At 40.9% G+C, this 14,850-nt stretch carries 15 protein-coding genes; 12 read left to right on the top strand and 3 right to left on the bottom strand.

Going from position 1 to position 14,850, the window contains the following annotated elements; translation table 11 throughout:
- The first annotated feature begins 2 nt into the window (after window positions 1-2).
- The 10 genes from cls to G5A70_RS02400 all read left to right on the top strand — a co-directional run bounded on the left by cls (window position 3) and on the right by G5A70_RS02400 (window position 8,698).
- A complete protein-coding gene (cls, locus tag G5A70_RS02445) occupies window positions 3-1,565 on the top strand; it encodes a cardiolipin synthase (protein ID WP_330489618.1) in 1,563 nt (520 codons plus the stop codon).
- 67 nt (window positions 1,566-1,632) lie between these two features.
- Complete coding sequence (gene metA / locus G5A70_RS02440) at window positions 1,633-2,577, top strand: homoserine O-acetyltransferase MetA (RefSeq protein WP_173747675.1); 945 nt, start codon at window positions 1,633-1,635, stop codon at window positions 2,575-2,577.
- A 163-nt stretch (window positions 2,578-2,740) separates the two neighbouring features.
- Complete coding sequence (locus G5A70_RS02435) at window positions 2,741-3,046, top strand: ArsR/SmtB family transcription factor (protein ID WP_173747673.1); 306 nt, start codon at window positions 2,741-2,743, stop codon at window positions 3,044-3,046.
- Window positions 3,047-3,136: 90 nt separating this feature from the next.
- Entirely contained in the window at window positions 3,137-4,132 is a 996-nt protein-coding gene (locus G5A70_RS02430; RefSeq protein WP_420314200.1) for a permease, read from the top strand.
- A 14-nt stretch (window positions 4,133-4,146) separates the two neighbouring features.
- Window positions 4,147-4,482 carry a thioredoxin family protein gene (locus tag G5A70_RS02425; RefSeq protein ID WP_173747669.1) on the top strand — a complete coding sequence of 112 codons (336 nt, stop codon included), beginning with the start codon at window positions 4,147-4,149 and terminating at the stop codon, window positions 4,480-4,482.
- A gap of 23 nt (window positions 4,483-4,505) precedes the next feature.
- Window positions 4,506-4,916 (top strand): arsenate reductase ArsC, encoded by a 411-nt coding sequence (locus tag G5A70_RS02420; protein WP_173747667.1) that lies wholly within the window; start codon window positions 4,506-4,508, stop codon window positions 4,914-4,916.
- Between the two features lie 212 nt (window positions 4,917-5,128).
- Complete coding sequence (locus G5A70_RS02415; RefSeq protein WP_173747665.1) at window positions 5,129-5,593, top strand: DUF1648 domain-containing protein; 465 nt, start codon at window positions 5,129-5,131, stop codon at window positions 5,591-5,593.
- A gap of 78 nt (window positions 5,594-5,671) precedes the next feature.
- Window positions 5,672-6,178, top strand: coding sequence for a MarR family winged helix-turn-helix transcriptional regulator (locus G5A70_RS02410; RefSeq protein ID WP_173747663.1), 507 nt, complete (start codon window positions 5,672-5,674; stop codon window positions 6,176-6,178).
- Complete coding sequence (locus G5A70_RS02405) at window positions 6,159-7,532, top strand: MATE family efflux transporter (protein ID WP_173747661.1); 1,374 nt, start codon at window positions 6,159-6,161, stop codon at window positions 7,530-7,532. Before G5A70_RS02410 ends, G5A70_RS02405 begins: the two co-directional genes overlap by 20 nt.
- A gap of 278 nt (window positions 7,533-7,810) precedes the next feature.
- Complete coding sequence (locus G5A70_RS02400; RefSeq protein ID WP_173747659.1) at window positions 7,811-8,698, top strand: 3-isopropylmalate dehydrogenase; 888 nt, start codon at window positions 7,811-7,813, stop codon at window positions 8,696-8,698.
- Window positions 8,699-8,777: 79 nt separating this feature from the next.
- Here G5A70_RS02400 and G5A70_RS02395 read toward each other — a convergent pair whose 3' ends face one another.
- Together G5A70_RS02395 and uxuA are read right to left on the bottom strand one after the other, a co-directional pair.
- The gene (locus G5A70_RS02395) at window positions 8,778-10,388 is read right to left on the bottom strand and encodes a mannitol dehydrogenase family protein (protein WP_173747657.1); all 1,611 of its coding nucleotides are present in this window, start codon (window positions 10,386-10,388) and stop codon (window positions 8,778-8,780) included.
- A 15-nt stretch (window positions 10,389-10,403) separates the two neighbouring features.
- Complete coding sequence (uxuA, locus tag G5A70_RS02390) at window positions 10,404-11,474, bottom strand: mannonate dehydratase (protein ID WP_173747655.1); 1,071 nt, start codon at window positions 11,472-11,474, stop codon at window positions 10,404-10,406.
- A 152-nt stretch (window positions 11,475-11,626) separates the two neighbouring features.
- Here uxuA and G5A70_RS02385 point away from each other — a divergent pair, with 152 nt between their 5' ends.
- Window positions 11,627-12,523, top strand: coding sequence for a helix-turn-helix domain-containing protein (locus G5A70_RS02385; protein WP_173747653.1), 897 nt, complete (start codon window positions 11,627-11,629; stop codon window positions 12,521-12,523).
- A 34-nt stretch (window positions 12,524-12,557) separates the two neighbouring features.
- On the opposite strand, the gene G5A70_RS02380 is transcribed toward G5A70_RS02385, so the two are convergent.
- Window positions 12,558-14,189: an ABC-F family ATP-binding cassette domain-containing protein gene (locus G5A70_RS02380; RefSeq protein WP_173747651.1), complete on the bottom strand. Its 1,632-nt coding sequence runs from the start codon at window positions 14,187-14,189 to the stop codon at window positions 12,558-12,560.
- Between the two features lie 174 nt (window positions 14,190-14,363).
- On the opposite strand from G5A70_RS02380, the gene G5A70_RS02375 reads away from it, so the two are divergent.
- A complete protein-coding gene (locus G5A70_RS02375) occupies window positions 14,364-14,783 on the top strand; it encodes an RrF2 family transcriptional regulator (RefSeq protein WP_173747649.1) in 420 nt (139 codons plus the stop codon).
- Window positions 14,784-14,850 lie beyond the last annotated feature (67 nt).

The raw sequence follows: 14,850 nt of genomic DNA, 5'->3' as shown, positions 1-14,850 counted from the left end.
GCATGATAGACAAAAACGAAATGAAAAAAAAGGGCATGAAAGGGGTAAAAACCATTATTTTTGGAAGAACCTTGATTGTGGTTTTTGCGTTTTTGGTACAGTTTGCCCTTCTGACAGCCATTTATATATGGCTGCGGGAGTACAGTTATATTTTTTATCTGATATTTATTGTGCTCAGCGTCAGCGTTGTGCTCCATTTGTTTAACAGCAGCGGCAGTCCGGAGTTTAAACTGGTCTGGATGCTTCCGCTGATTATTTTTCCGGTATTCGGCGCCTTATTTTACCTTTATGTGTATACACAACTGGGAACGAAAATGCTGTTTCGGAGACTGCGCTTTCTCTCCGGGTATACAAAGCAGTACGTACCACAGAATATGCAGGTAAAGGCCCGGCTGAAAGAGCGGAATCCGCAGATGGGGCATTTTGCAGATTACATGGAGGAATATGACAACTCACCGGTCTATGACCACACGCAGGTTACCTATTATCCTCTTGGGGATGACCAGTTTGTAGATATGCTGGAGGAACTGAAAAAGGCAGAGAAATTTATTTTTCTGGAGTTTTTCATTGTGGAAGAAGGGGAAATGTGGAACAGTATTCTGGATATTCTAAAGGAAAAGGCGAAAGCAGGCGTAGAAGTCAGAGTCATGTATGACGGTATGTGCGTGTTGGCTCTGCTGCCTTACTTTTATCCAAAGGTTTTGCAGGCTCAGGGAATCCAGTGTAAGATGTTTGCCCCTATCCGTCCTGTTTTTTCCACTTATTACAACAACAGAGATCACAGGAAAATCATGGTAATTGACGGAAAAGTTGCTTTTACAGGAGGAACGAATCTGGCTGACGAATATATCAACCGCAAAGTACGCTTCGGACACTGGAAGGATACGGCTGTGCGGCTGAAGGGGAAGGCAGCGGAGCGTTTTACTTATATGTTTCTGGAAATGTGGAACGTTACCGAGATGAAGGAAGAACATTATTTGCGTTATAAGACTCCGGAAAATTTTTCCATGCCCAATGACGGTTTTGTGATACCTTATGAAGTAAGCCCTTATGGAAAAGAGCGAGTGGGTAAAAAAGTTTATCTGGATATTTTAAACACAGCCGAGAAATATGTACATATTATGACGCCGTACCTGATATTGGATTACGAAATGATAATGGCTCTGACCTATGCGGCAAAAAGGGGCATTGACGTGGCTATTATTATGCCTCATATACCAGATAAAATATATGCCTTCGCAGTGGCGAAAACGTATTACAATGAACTTTTGGACGCAGGTGTGAAGATTTACGAATACGAGCCGGGATTTGTACATGCCAAGGTATTTGTTTCTGATGACACAAAGGCCGTGGTGGGAACCATCAATCTGGATTACAGAAGCTTGTTCCATCATTTTGAATGTGGGGCGTTGCTGTATGAAAATTCTCAGATTGCTGCGGTAGAGGAGGATTTCCGGAATACCTTGAAAAAATGTATCAAAATTAAGGCCGGAGATTATCAGAAGCAGAAGCTGTACATGCGTGTAATAGGAAAGGTGCTTCGTATGTTTGCGCCGTTGATGTAGTTTGAAACGAAGGGTTCAGAAATATTTCAAATACAATGAAAAAATGCAGTGGAAAGGAAGAAAAAATATGCCTATTAAAATACAGAGTGATTTACCCGTAAAGGAGATTCTGGAAAAGGAAAATATTTTCGTCATGGACGAAAAAAGAGCAGTACACCAGGATATCCGTCCCATTCAGATTTTAATTTTAAATCTGATGCCCTTAAAAGAGGAGACAGAGCTGCAGCTTTTGCGTTCTCTGTCAAATACACCGCTGCAGGTGGATGTTTCCTTTATGATGGTCAGCAGCCATACCTCGAAAAATACGGCAACCAGTCATCTGAATAAATTTTATCAGACTTTTGAAGACGTAAAGGGACACAAATACGACGGAATGATTATAACAGGGGCGCCGGTAGAGCAGATGGAGTTTGAAGAAGTGGACTACTGGGAAGAAATGAAGAAAATCATGGAATGGACGAAAACAAATGTAACTTCCACCATTTATCTTTGCTGGGCGGCTCAGGCAGGACTGTATTATCACTACGGACTGCGCAAACGGCAGATGGACCATAAGGTCTTCGGGCTTTTCAACCATAAGGTACAGAACCGGAAAATACCTCTGGTAAGAGGATTTGACGATGTTTTTCTGGCTCCTCATTCCCGTCACACAGAAGTTCCGGCAGACGATATTCACAACTGCAAAGAGCTTACCGTGTTGGCAGAATCCGAGGAGGCAGGGGTGTTCCTGGCTATGGCGAAAGAAGGACGGCAGATTTTCGTTATGGGACATCCGGAATATGACCGGGTGACTCTGGATGGAGAGTACAAACGGGATTTGGGAAAAGGACTGCCTATTGATATGCCTAAGGGATATTATCCGGGGGATAATGCAGACAATAAACCGCAGCTTTTGTGGAGGTCTCATGCCAATAATCTGTATACCAACTGGCTGAATTATTACGTCTATCAGATGACTCCATATGATTTGGAGGGAACCCCGTTTTCAAGTGGGAATCAGGAGAACTGTTAAACCCAGAAATATCGTAGAAGCAAGAGTGCAAAAAAGCATGATATCAATAGCGATGTAAAGCGGGTCAATACATATCAAAAATATTTGATTTATATATTGACAAGAAAATGAAAAAGTATTAATATAAACACATCAAAAATATTTGATGTGAGGAGTGAGGATAATGACTGATTTTTCAAAGGATGCTAAAATCTTCAAGGCTTTTTGTGATACAAAAAGGCTAACGATTTTAGATTACTTAAAAAGTGGCGAAAAATGTGCGTGTGTTCTAATTGAAAAAATGAACATAGGACAGTCAGCATTATCTTATCACATGAAGATACTTTGCGACTCTGGTATTGTTACAGCACGGCAAGACGGCAAATGGACGCATTACAGTCTTAGCAAAAGTGGAAGCGAATATGCGTCAAAACGATTGTTAGAATTAACGACACCAAATAGTGAAAATCAGTCAAACTGTTGTAAATAAAGGTCATCGAGAGGTGGCTTTTATAAAACACTTTCACATCAAAAAAAGTTGATATGTTAAAGGAGAGATTTTTTGGAAGCATTAAGTTCAATGTGGTTATTTTTCCAAGACCAAATATTAGGTATGAAATGGTTGAATGATTTTATTGGTAACGGACTGTCACTGCTAGGTTTAGACCTGAACGGTCGCTTAGGCGGAAGTGTTCAATTCTTCTTGTATGATGTAATCAAGATTACCATTTTGTTATGCCTGTTGATTTTCTTTATCTCGTATATACAAAGTTATTTTCCGCCAGAACGAAGTAAGAGAATATTAGGTCGTTTTCATGGTATAAGAGCAAATATGGTATCTGTATTATTGGGAACTGTTACACCTTTTTGCTCATGTTCTTCTATCCCCTTATTTATAGGATTTACAAGTGCAGGACTGCCGCTGGGAGTAACTTTTTCTTTTTTGATTTCATCCCCTATGGTTGATTTAGGAAGTCTTGTATTGTTAATGAGTATTTTCGGCGCTAGGGTTGCTCTTGCTTATGTCATGGTTGGTCTGATAATTGCTGTGATTGGCGGTACTTTGATTGAAAAATCGCATATGGAAAGGTATGTAGAAGATTTTGTGAAAAATGCAAGCAGCGTTGACATTACCTCTCCTACCTTAAACAAAAAAGACAGAGTTCAATATGCGAAAGAACAAGTTGCAGGAACATTCAAAAAGGTATTTGCATATATTCTGATTGGCGTGGGGATAGGAGCAATGATTCATAACTGGATACCTGAAACATGGATTGAAAGTATTTTAGGAAGTAACAATCCATTTGGTGTTATTTTAGCCACACTGGTAGGAATTCCTATGTATGCTGATATTTTCGGAACAATTCCGGTTGCAGAAGCTTTGCTTGCCAAAGGTGCTGAATTAGGTACGATTTTATCCTTTATGATGGCAGTGACAACATTAAGTTTACCGTCCTTAATTATGTTAAAGAAAGCAGTAAAGCCAAAACTATTAACGTTATTTATTGCCATTTGCACATTTGGCATCATAATTGTAGGTTATCTTTTTAATTTTTTTAGTACACTATTTATGTAAAGGGAGCGAATAAAATGAAATTGTTTGGAAAGAAAAAAGAAACAAAAGCATGTTGCTGTGGTGGAAACGGCACATCACAAACTATGCGAAATGCAGAAAACAAGAAGCGTGAAAAAGGAATTAAAATACTCGGTTCGGGTTGTGCAAAATGTATGGAATTGGAAAGAGCAACCAGAACAGCATTATCTGAACTTCAGTTAAATTATGAGGTTGAACATATTACAGATTTTGCAGAAATTGCAAGTTATGGAGTGATGGCTACACCGGCATTCGTGCTTGACGGCGAAGTTATATCGTATGGAAAAGTGTTGACAGTAGAAGAAGTTAAAGTATTATTGACAAAAAAATAAAACAGTGAAAGGCAGTTATTTATATGAAAAAACCTAAAGTAGCTTTTTTGTGTGTTCATAACTCTTGCCGTAGTCAAATTGCGGAAGCATTGGGGAAACATCTTTCTTCCAATGTCTTTGAAAGTTATTCAGCAGGAACAGAAACAAAGCCACGAATCAATCAGGATGCAGTTCGCCTAATGAAAAAAATGTATCAGATAGATATGGAGAAAACACAATATTCCAAACGGTTATCTGAAATACCGCAAGCAGATATTGTGATTACCATGGGGTGCAATGTAAATTGTCCTATAATACCATGTAAATACAGAGAGGATTGGGGCTTAAATGACCCTACTGGAAAGGACGATGTTGAATTTTCAAAAACGATACACAAAATCCATTCAAATGTACTGGAGTTGGCTAAAAAAGTAGAAAGTGGACTGCTTACTTAAAGTTTGGCAATAGGATGAGCCATATCAGTACGCCAGTATGACGGAAATGCATGTTCTTTATCTGTCCTATGTAAAGAAGGAGATGAGCAGAAGCAATCCTTTTTTGTATCAAAATTACCGTCTTTTATACATCATGGTGTTTTAAAAAGACTTTTATAGTATAATCAGATTGTAGTATGCATTATGCTCAAAAAGCTGAAAGAAGGGATTTCATGAAAGTGGAAAAAAGCAAAGGGGATAAGCTGGCAGATATTTTTTGTATTTTGCTGCTTATCAGTCAGATGTTATATGTGCTGGTATCCTGGGGAAAGTTTCCGGATACCATACCGGCACATTACAATGCTGTTGGAGAAATAGACCGTTGGGGTGGAAAAGGGGAAATTCTGATAGAGCCGGCGCTGTCCTGCCTGCTTTATCTTTTTCTGCGAGTGGCAGAACGGTATCCTCAGATATGGAATACAGGGGTTACTGTGACAGAGGCCAACAGAGAAAGAGTCTATGGTGTTTTGCAGCACCTACTCAGTACCATGAAAGCAGAAACCGTTTTTATATTTACGGTTCTTACCATAAAAACAGTATCTGGAACCGCGCTATCTGTGTGGTTTTTTCCTATCACGATGGGAATGCTGTTTGGCAGTCTGTTTTTCTGGATTTGGAAGCTTGTGAAAGTAAAATAAGATATACGGTTTGATACTTGACAAGTCAATTATGGATTATTATAATGAGAATTGACTTGTCAAGAAAAAGGAGGAAATATGGAAAACCGTGTATTGGGAAGAAGTATTGCCATTCTTCATCGGCGAGAGCAAAAGTATATGATTCAGACCATGAAGGAATACGGTATTGGCTATTCCAGTTATAATTTTTTGTTTTATTTATCAGCAAATCCGGGCTGCAGCCAGAAGGAAATGTGTGAAAACATGGCAGTAGATGAAGCTTTGGCAGTGAGAATGATGAAAAAGCTTCAAGAGCAGGGATTAATTGAGAGAGAGAAATCTGTAGAAAACGGAAGATCTTATGCTATTTATCTGACTGAAAAAGGAGAAGAGATTATTCCAAGACTGCGAAATGCCCTTGCCGGATGGTGGACACAGGTTTTATCCATACTGTCTGAGGAGGAACAGCAGAGGATGATAAGCGGTGTGGAAAAAATGGCACAGCAGTCTCGGGAAGTTCTGCAAAATGCAAAAGAACGGAAAGCAGAAAATACCATAAAAATGCAGGAGGAAGGAAAAAGAACAGATGGGAGAAAAACAGAATAATCCATTGGGGACAGAAGCTATAGGAAGTTTGCTTGCCAGATTTGCCGTTCCCAGTATTATCGCTATGCTGGTAAGCTCGCTGTATAACATTGTGGACCAGTTTTTTATAGGCAGAAGCGTGGGAATGCTGGGAAATGCAGCGACAAATGTGGCTTTTCCTTTGAGCATTACCTGTACGGCGCTGGCGCTTTTATGCGGCATCGGAGGCGCAGCAAATTTTAACCTTTCTATGGGACGGAATGAAAAGGAGAAGGCAGTGAAATTTGCCGGAGGTGCTATTGGCATGATGCTGACGTTGGGAATTTTGCTGTGCATACTTGTCCGGATATTTCTGGAGCCTATGATGCGGGCTTTCGGAGCTACGGACCAGATTTTGGATTATGCGCTGACGTATACGGGAATTACCTCTCTGGGATTTCCGTTTTTGATTGTTACGACAGGGGGCAGCAATCTTATCCGGGCAGACGGCAGTCCTAAATTTTCTATGATTTGTACTCTGACAGGAGCAATTATCAATACGATTTTAGACCCGTTATTTATTTTCGTATTGGATATGGGGATGGCAGGTGCAGCCTGGGCAACGATTATCGGACAGATTGTTTCGGGAATTATGGTATTGATATATTTTTCCAGATTTAAAACCGTGCATATTCCCCTGAAAACCCTGATTCCCTCTAAATCGGCCTGGATTCCTGTTATTTCTCTGGGAGTTGCACCCTTTTGCAATCAGCTTGCTATGATGATTGTGCAGATTGTCATGAATAATACATTGACGCATTATGGAGGACAATCTTCTTACGGAAGCGATATTCCACTGGCCTGTGCAGGAATTATTTCTAAGGTGGGTATGATTTTCTTTGCTATTGTCATCGGAATTTCCCAGGGAATCCAGCCGATTATCAGTTATAATTACGGCGCCGGAAATTATGAACGCGTCAAGCAGACCTATAAAAAGGCGGTGACAGCTGCTTTGGGAATTTCGATGGTGGCCTTTTTGCTTTTTCAACTGGCGCCAAGGCAGATTATTGGAATTTTCGGTTCTGGAAGTGAGGAATATTTTCTGTTTGCAGAAAAATTTTTCCGGATTTATATGTTTTTTACCTTTATTAACGGAATTCATCCTATTACGGCAAACACCTTTACGTCTATTGGAAAGGCAGGAAAAGGCGTTTTTTTGTCCCTTACCAGACAGATTATCTTTTTGCTGCCACTGCTGATTATCCTTCCCGTATTTGTGGGGATTGAAGGTGTTATGTTTTCTGCGCCTGTGGCGGACGGCATTGCTGCATTGTTGTGTATTTTCTTTATTACGAAAGAATTTAAGCATATGGGAACTGTGGCTGGAACCGTGTGATAAAAGATTTTCAGGTATACAAGAAACCTGTGGGGAAACGAAAGTGTGTCGCATTTTTCCCCACGGGTTTGTTTATTATTCCGATATTTTCATGAATGGAAGTTCATGCTATAATGTAAAAAAGCATTATTTTCTTAAAATCATCTATACGCAGAGCATACTTTTGTTTTGCAGGTCTTATTACAATTCTGTTTTCGGAAAATTCATGCTTTCATCCAACAGCAAGCAGGAGATTCCGAAAAGCGAATCTCCAGAAAATAAAAAAGAGGAGGATTCGTATGAAATTGCAACCAGAAGCTGCAAAAAAGGGCAGTGAGCAGTTGTTACAATGGCATCCTGCATTTTTTGCAGGCCTTCAGATTGAATTTGGGAATGAGGCAAAGTATCTGCAGTTTGAGCAGGAACATCAGCTGGGAACAAAGCCTATGTCCATTGACGTTCTGATAAAAAAAGATAGAAACCGAAGTATTCATAAGAATATTGGAAGAATTTTTCGGGAACACAATATTATAGAATATAAAGGACCGGGAGACTATTTGAGTGTAGATGATTTTTACAAGGTGTATGGCTATGCCTGCTTTTATAAGGCGGATGCGACCAGAGTCAATGAAGTCAGAATAGAAGAATTAACGATTTCCTTAATCAGTGAGGGCTATCCTAGAAAACTCCTAAAGCATTTACAGGAGGACAAAGGGCTGCAGGTCATAAAAAAGGAAGAGGGAATTTACTATATAACGGGAGATAAAATTCCTATGCAGTTGATTGTCACTGGAAAATTGTCGGCAAAAGAGAATTTATGGCTGCGAAATCTCACCAATCATTTGGAGGGAAGACAGGCAGCCAGGGAATTGTTGGAAGACTACAAAAATCATGATAAGAATCCACTGTATAAGTCTGTTATGAATATTATTGTACGCGCGAATAAAAAGGAATTTCAGGAGGTAAAAGATATGTGTGAGGCATTAGAAGAATTGATGCACGATGAACTGGAGGAGAGAAGACGGCTGGGAATGCAACAGGGAATACAACAGGGAATACAGCAGGGCGAAAACAGAGTAAATGATTTGAATATGCGTTTATCCAAACTGGGAAGGACAGATGATATTCTGAAAGCTGCAGCGGACAAGGGGTACCAGAGAAAACTGTTCCAGGAATTCGGTCTGTAAGGTGGAGTGTTTGACTGCAATATTCAGGTGCCTGAATTGTAAAAAGGTGCTGTCTCCCGGGAAACAGCACCTTTTTACTCTAAGCCATATATTTTTTCAAAGTAGCTCTTACTGCGCCTTTTCCGGCGATTTCTTCTAAGAACATTTCTTCAATTCTTTCACCGATTCCAGCTTTGTATAAGTCAATACCGAAGATGTTTTCATTGGAAAGAATGGATTTTAACTGTCCGTTGTAGGAAGCAGGATTTCCAACTTCAATTCCGTCCAGAGCTTTTGTCAGTTCTTCCAGCATGGGGTCAGCGGAACGTTCAAAAGTATTTCCTTCATCATCTACACCCAGAAGATATCTGCACCAGCCTGCGATAGCCAGAGGAATTGCAGTTAATTTCTTTGCATCTCCGTACTGAGCCACATAGGACTTGATAGTTTCACCGTAGCGGATACCAACTTTCTGTGAAGTATCGGTTGCAATACGCTGTGGTGTGTCAGGCATAAACGGGTTCGGAATACGAACATTGATGACTTCGTTTACAAAATCAGCAGGAGAGAGGATACCAGGGTCTGTTACAACCGGCATGCCTTCTACAGGACCGATTTCGTGAACCAGCTTGTTTAACTGTTCGTCTTTCATTTCATCTGCAATGAGAGTGTAGCCTAATACACAGCCGTATACAGCCAGAGCCGTGTGCAGTGGATTCAGGCAGGTAGTAACTTTCATACGCTCTACTTTGTTTACCGTATCGCGGTCTGTAAGGTAGACGCCTGCTTTTTCCAGAGCTGGTCTTCCATTGGGGAATTTGTCTTCAATTACCAGGTACTGTGGTCCTTCTGCATTTACGAAAGGTGCAATGTAAGTTCTCTTGGAAGTAATGACAGGGGCGATTTCTTCTACGCCTGCTTTTTCCAGGTCTGCACATACAGAATCTGCCGGTCTTGGTGTGATTTTATCAATCATGGACCATGGGAAGGAAACCTGTTTTTCGTCAGACAGGTATGCTAAAAAGCCTTCTTCTACAAAGCCTTTTGCAGCCCATTCTTTTGCCATGGTTAAGATGGAATTCTGCAGTTTTTCACCGTTGTGAGAGCAGTTATCCATGGAAACAACAGCCAGAGGCGCTTTGTTTGCTTTGTAACGCTCATTTAACAGCGCACATACAACAGCCATAGCAGAACCTGCTTTTTCAGGACCGTTGTCAATATCTGCCTGAATGAATGGGAAGAAGTTTCCGTCAGCGCCCTTTAAAGCATATCCTTTTTCTGTGATAGTAAAGGATATCATCTGCAGCACCGGATTTACAAAAATTTCTTTCAAACGATTCCATTCTTCCGGAACATTAGACTGTGCTTTGATAGCTTCTGTAAGAGAACCAAGCACTTTTTTATCTGTAGAGCCGTCTGCTTTTAAAGTAACGGCCAGTACCAGATTGTCGTATGGTTTGTAGATTTTATCTACTACGTCAAAGTCAAAAGTTTCCACGCAGGTAATACCTTTGTCGGCTTCTCCCTTTGCAAGAAGTGTGTCAGCCAGTCCGCCGATGAAAATACGGAAGATGTTTCCTGCACCAAAGTGTACCCATGTAGGCGCGTTCTTTGTGTTCGCTACAACTTTTTCTACATCATAGGAAGGGAGAGCAATCCCTGCTGCTTCCCATTCCTGTGTATTTTTCAGACCTTCTAAAGTTAATTTCATGATTTTTTCCCTTTCTTATTTGGATTCTTTGCAGGCTGCTTCCCATAAGCCGCACAGGTAAGCGGCACCAAGAGCGCGGTCATATAAGCCGTATCCGGGCATTGCTTTTTCGCCCCAAATCATACGTCCGTGGTCTGGGCGGATTGGTCCGTCAAAACCTGTGTCATGAAGGGCTTTCATAACTTTGTACATATCAAAGGTTCCGTCCGCGCTTAAGTGAGCGCTTTCTTCAAAGTCACGCATACCATCGTTGAAACGAAGGTTTCTTACATGTGCAAAGTGGATTCTGCCTTTTAACATGTGGATAGTGTCGATTAAATCGTTGTTCAGGTTTGTTCCGTAAGAGCCCATGCAGAAAGTAACACCGTTGTGTTTGTTTGGAACCATGTCCATCATACGTTTCAGTTTTGCCTGAGAAGAGATAATACGAGGCAGTCCGAATACGCTCCAGGATGGGTCATCCGGGTGAATAGCCATGTTGATGTCATATTTGTCACATACCGGCATAATCGCTTCCAGGAAATATTTCAGGTTGTCAAATAATTTGTCTTCGTCAATGTCTTTGTAAAGTTCAAAGAGTTCTTTTACTTTTTCCATACGTTCCGGTTCCCAGCCAGGCATTACGGTTCCGTTCATATTGTCTTTGATGGAATCGAACATGTTGTCTGGATCCATTTTGTCTACCGTGTCCTGATTGTAAGCAAGAACAGTAGTTCCGTCTTCTCTCATTCTGGCCAGTTCTGTTCTTGTCCAGTCAAATACGGGCATGAAGTTGTAACATACCATATGAATATCTGCTTTTCCGAGATTTTCCAGTGTTTCAATGTAAGCGGCAATGTCTTTATCTCTTTCCGGTGCACCTGTCTTGATAGCATCGCTTACGTTTACACTTTCGATACCTGCAAGGTGAAGCCCTGCATCTTCTACTTCTTTTTTCATTGCCAGAATTTCTTCCAGTGTCCATACTTCTCCAGGCAATTTGTCATAAAGAGTTGTGATGATTCCTTTTACATAGCAGCTCTGCTTAATCTGCTCCAGAGTTACAGTGTCGTGTCCTGTGCCGTACCAGCGCATTGTCATTTCCATAGTCAAGTTCCTCGCTTTCGCATGTATTTTTTATAGTTATTATTATAGATTATCCGAAAAAAATTCCTATTGATAAGATTGTTGTATATATTGTAAAAGTTGCGGTTTTGTATTAAAATAGGTGCATAAAGAAGAGAGGAGTGTGCCTCATTATGAAAAAAAACTATAAGACAGAATTTTTAAAACGCCAATATATGTTGTCCAGAGATTATGAAATCTATTATTACAGCGACAGTCATTTGGGCAATGTGGACAGCCATATACATAAATATTATGAAATGTATTTTTTCCTGGAAGGCAGTGTGTCTATTCTGATTCGCGATAAGCTGTATAGACTGGAGCCGGGAGATGTGGTTATTCTGCCGCCGGGAATTCCCCATAAAGCAGTGATTCACGACCAGGAACATCCTTACAGCCGCTTTGTATTCTGGATTAGTGTGGAATATTATCAGCGTTTGCGGCAGATGTCAGAGGATTATTATTATCTGGTTCAGCGTGCAGCGGAAAAGAAGCAGTATGTGTATCACAACAGCACAGTGGAATTTTCCGGTATCCAGTCTAAAATATTTCATCTGATGGAGGAGATTCATGCAGAGCGCTATGGAAAAGAAGCGCGGATTTTCATCAATATCTGTGATTTGCTTCTCCATTTGAATCGTATGGCCTATGAAAAAAACAACCCGGGGAAAATAAAGGAGGACCAGAACCTTTACCGGAATATTCTGCAGTACATTGACGACCATCTGGAACAGGATTTGTCATTAGAGTATCTGGCCGGAGAGTTTTATGTGAGTAAATATCATATTGCCCATATTTTTAAAGAAAATACAGGAATTTCGATTCACCAGTATATTATGAAAAAACGTCTGGCTGCTTGTCAGGACGCTATTTTGGGAAACATCAGTATCAGCCGGGCCTATCTGATGTTTGGTTTTAAGGATTATTCCAGTTTTTACCGGGCTTTTAAAAAAGAGTTTGGGATTTCGCCAAAAGAATACAAAGACTTGAAAATACAGATAGGAATGAAAGAAGAAAAACTGCCGCATTAAGTTGCTTTTGCTTCATGCGGCAGCTTCGGGAAGTTTAGTTGTCTTCCTCGGTCATAGTGTAAACCTGACGTTTTCTTGCCATTTCATCGCTTGCAAGATATTCGTCGTAAGTGGTAATTTTGTCAATTAATACGCCGTTTGGAAGAATTTCCATAATACGGTTTGCAGTGGTCTGTACAATCTGGTGGTCGTGAGAGGCAAAGAGAATCACACCTGGGAATTTCATCATACCGTTGTTTAAGGCTGTGATGGATTCCATATCCAGATGGTTGGTAGGTTCATCGAAAATCAGAATGTTTGCCCCGGAAATCATCATTTTGGACAACAGACATCTTACCTTTTCCCCACCGGAGAGTACCCGGACTTTTTTCACACCGTCTTCTCCGGGGAAGAGCATACGGCCAAGGAAACCACGGACATAAGTGGCGTCCTTGATTTCAGAATATCCGGTGAGCCAGTCTGCAATGGTTAAATCATTGTCAAATTCTTTGGTGCTGTCTTTTGGGAAATAGGCCTGTGTGGTGGTAACGCCCCATTTGTAAGTACCTTCATCCGGTTCCATTTCTCCCGTTAAAATCTGGAACAGAACAGTTTTGGCGCGTTCATTGCCGCCTACAAAAGCCACTTTATCCTCACGTCCCAGAGTGAAGGTCAGGTTATCCAGAATTTTTACACCGTCAATGGTTTTGGACAGACCTTCTACCATAAGTACTTCGTTTCCGATTTCGCGGTTTGGACGGAAGTCGATATAAGGATATTTACGGCTGGAAGGACGCATGTCGTCTAACTGAATTTTTTCCAGCGCACGTTTTCTGGAAGTTGCCTGCTTGGATTTGGAAGCATTGGCGGAGAAACGGGAAATAAATTCCTGCAGTTCCTTAATTTTTTCCTCTTTCTTACGGTTGGCTTCTTTCATCTGTTTGATGAGAAGCTGGCTGGATTCATACCAGAAATCATAGTTTCCGGCATAAAGCTGGATTTTGCCGTAGTCAATATCGGCAGTATGGGTACAGACTTTGTTTAAGAAATAACGGTCATGAGATACCACGATGACCGTATTTTCAAAGTTAATCAAAAATTCTTCCAGCCATTCGATAGCGTCTAAGTCCAAATGGTTCGTAGGCTCGTCCAGAAGCAGAATGTCAGGGTTTCCAAACAGGGCCTGGGCCAGAAGAACTTTCACCTTTTCACTGCCTTTTAAGTCAGCCATAAGGGCATAGTGCAAATCAGTGTCAATGCCCAGTCCGTTTAAGAGCATAGCGGCGTCAGATTCTGCTTCCCAGCCGTTCATTTCTGCAAATTCGCCTTCCAGTTCACTGGCCCGGATGCCGTCTTCGTCTGTGAAATCTTCTTTTGCGTAAATGGCTTCTTTTTCCTTCATGATGTCATACAGACGCTGATTTCCCATAATAACTGTGTCAAGGACAGTGAAAGCGTCGTATTTGAAGTGGTCCTGCTGCAGGAAGGAGAGACGCTGTCCCGGTGTAATGGTAATATTCCCGTTCGTGGTTTCCAGCTGTCCGGAAAGGATTTTTAAGAATGTGGATTTTCCGGCTCCGTTGGCACCAATAAGACCATAGCAGTTTCCTTCTGTAAATTTAATATTGACATCTTCAAACAGTGCTTTCTTACCGATTCGTAATGTGACATTATTTGCTGCAATCATGTTTTATTCATACCTCACTTAATCAAAAACAATTTTAATGCGTAATCTCTTTTATTTTACCGTAAAACCTGGATTTTGCAAGTGTTTCTTGCGAAAAATACTTGATAAATACAGTACAGATAGTTATAATTACATTTATATTAGGAAGTTAACAACAAAAGAAGGGGAAATATCATGCTGATTACGAGAGAATGTGACTATGGCGTAAGGATTGTCCGTGCCCTGGCAAATGGTGAAAAGATGTGTGTCAACCAGGTATGTGACCAGGAGGGGCTTACACCGGCGTTCGTATATAAAATACTGAAAAAACTGGAAAAAAAGGAAATTGTAAAGTCTTTTCGGGGAAGCAACGGCGGCTATGCGCTGAAGCGGTCCATAGAGGAGCTGACGCTTCTGGATATTTATCTGGCGGTAGAGCCGGACTTTTATATGATAGAATGTATGAATCCCAAGAAGCCCTGTGTACACAATCAGGAGGACTGTGGCTGCAGGGTGCACAGGGAATTGGAAAGAATACAGGGTGTTTTGCTGCGGGAATTGTCTGCAAAATCTATTGCGGAAATTATGGCAGGGGAAGTTTCAGAAGAAAAATAAGCCAAAAGCAGGAGAGGGCATGTTTTTTTGGGAAAACATTTGATTTTCTTATGTTTTACAAATGGAC

The organism is Blautia hansenii (assembly GCF_013304445.1).
Taxonomy (GTDB): Bacteria; Bacillota; Clostridia; order Lachnospirales; family Lachnospiraceae; genus Blautia.
The sequence above is the reverse complement of the archived record's forward strand: the minus strand, read 5'-3'. Positions and strand labels throughout refer to the sequence as shown.

Excerpts from the sequence above, each read along its gene's own strand:
- G5A70_RS02410 (WP_173747663.1), top strand. The coding sequence starts at position 5,672 with ATGGAAAACCGTGTATTGGGAAGAAGTATTGCCATTCTTCATCGGCGA.
- G5A70_RS02420 (WP_173747667.1), top strand. The coding sequence starts at position 4,506 with ATGAAAAAACCTAAAGTAGCTTTTTTGTGTGTTCATAACTCTTGCCGT.
- G5A70_RS02385 (WP_173747653.1), top strand. The coding sequence starts at position 11,627 with ATGAAAAAAAACTATAAGACAGAATTTTTAAAACGCCAATATATGTTG.
- G5A70_RS02405 (WP_173747661.1), top strand. The coding sequence starts at position 6,159 with ATGGGAGAAAAACAGAATAATCCATTGGGGACAGAAGCTATAGGAAGT.
- G5A70_RS02430 (WP_420314200.1), top strand. The coding sequence starts at position 3,137 with ATGTGGTTATTTTTCCAAGACCAAATATTAGGTATGAAATGGTTGAAT.
- G5A70_RS02425 (WP_173747669.1), top strand. The coding sequence starts at position 4,147 with ATGAAATTGTTTGGAAAGAAAAAAGAAACAAAAGCATGTTGCTGTGGT.
- G5A70_RS02400 (WP_173747659.1), top strand. The coding sequence starts at position 7,811 with ATGAAATTGCAACCAGAAGCTGCAAAAAAGGGCAGTGAGCAGTTGTTA.
- G5A70_RS02375 (WP_173747649.1), top strand. The coding sequence starts at position 14,364 with ATGCTGATTACGAGAGAATGTGACTATGGCGTAAGGATTGTCCGTGCC.
- uxuA (WP_173747655.1), bottom strand. The coding sequence starts at position 11,474 with ATGGAAATGACAATGCGCTGGTACGGCACAGGACACGACACTGTAACT.
- G5A70_RS02415 (WP_173747665.1), top strand. The coding sequence starts at position 5,129 with ATGAAAGTGGAAAAAAGCAAAGGGGATAAGCTGGCAGATATTTTTTGT.
- metA (WP_173747675.1), top strand. The coding sequence starts at position 1,633 with ATGCCTATTAAAATACAGAGTGATTTACCCGTAAAGGAGATTCTGGAA.
- G5A70_RS02380 (WP_173747651.1), bottom strand. The coding sequence starts at position 14,189 with ATGATTGCAGCAAATAATGTCACATTACGAATCGGTAAGAAAGCACTG.
- G5A70_RS02435 (WP_173747673.1), top strand. The coding sequence starts at position 2,741 with ATGACTGATTTTTCAAAGGATGCTAAAATCTTCAAGGCTTTTTGTGAT.
- G5A70_RS02395 (WP_173747657.1), bottom strand. The coding sequence starts at position 10,388 with ATGAAATTAACTTTAGAAGGTCTGAAAAATACACAGGAATGGGAAGCA.
- cls (WP_330489618.1), top strand. The coding sequence starts at position 3 with ATGATAGACAAAAACGAAATGAAAAAAAAGGGCATGAAAGGGGTAAAA.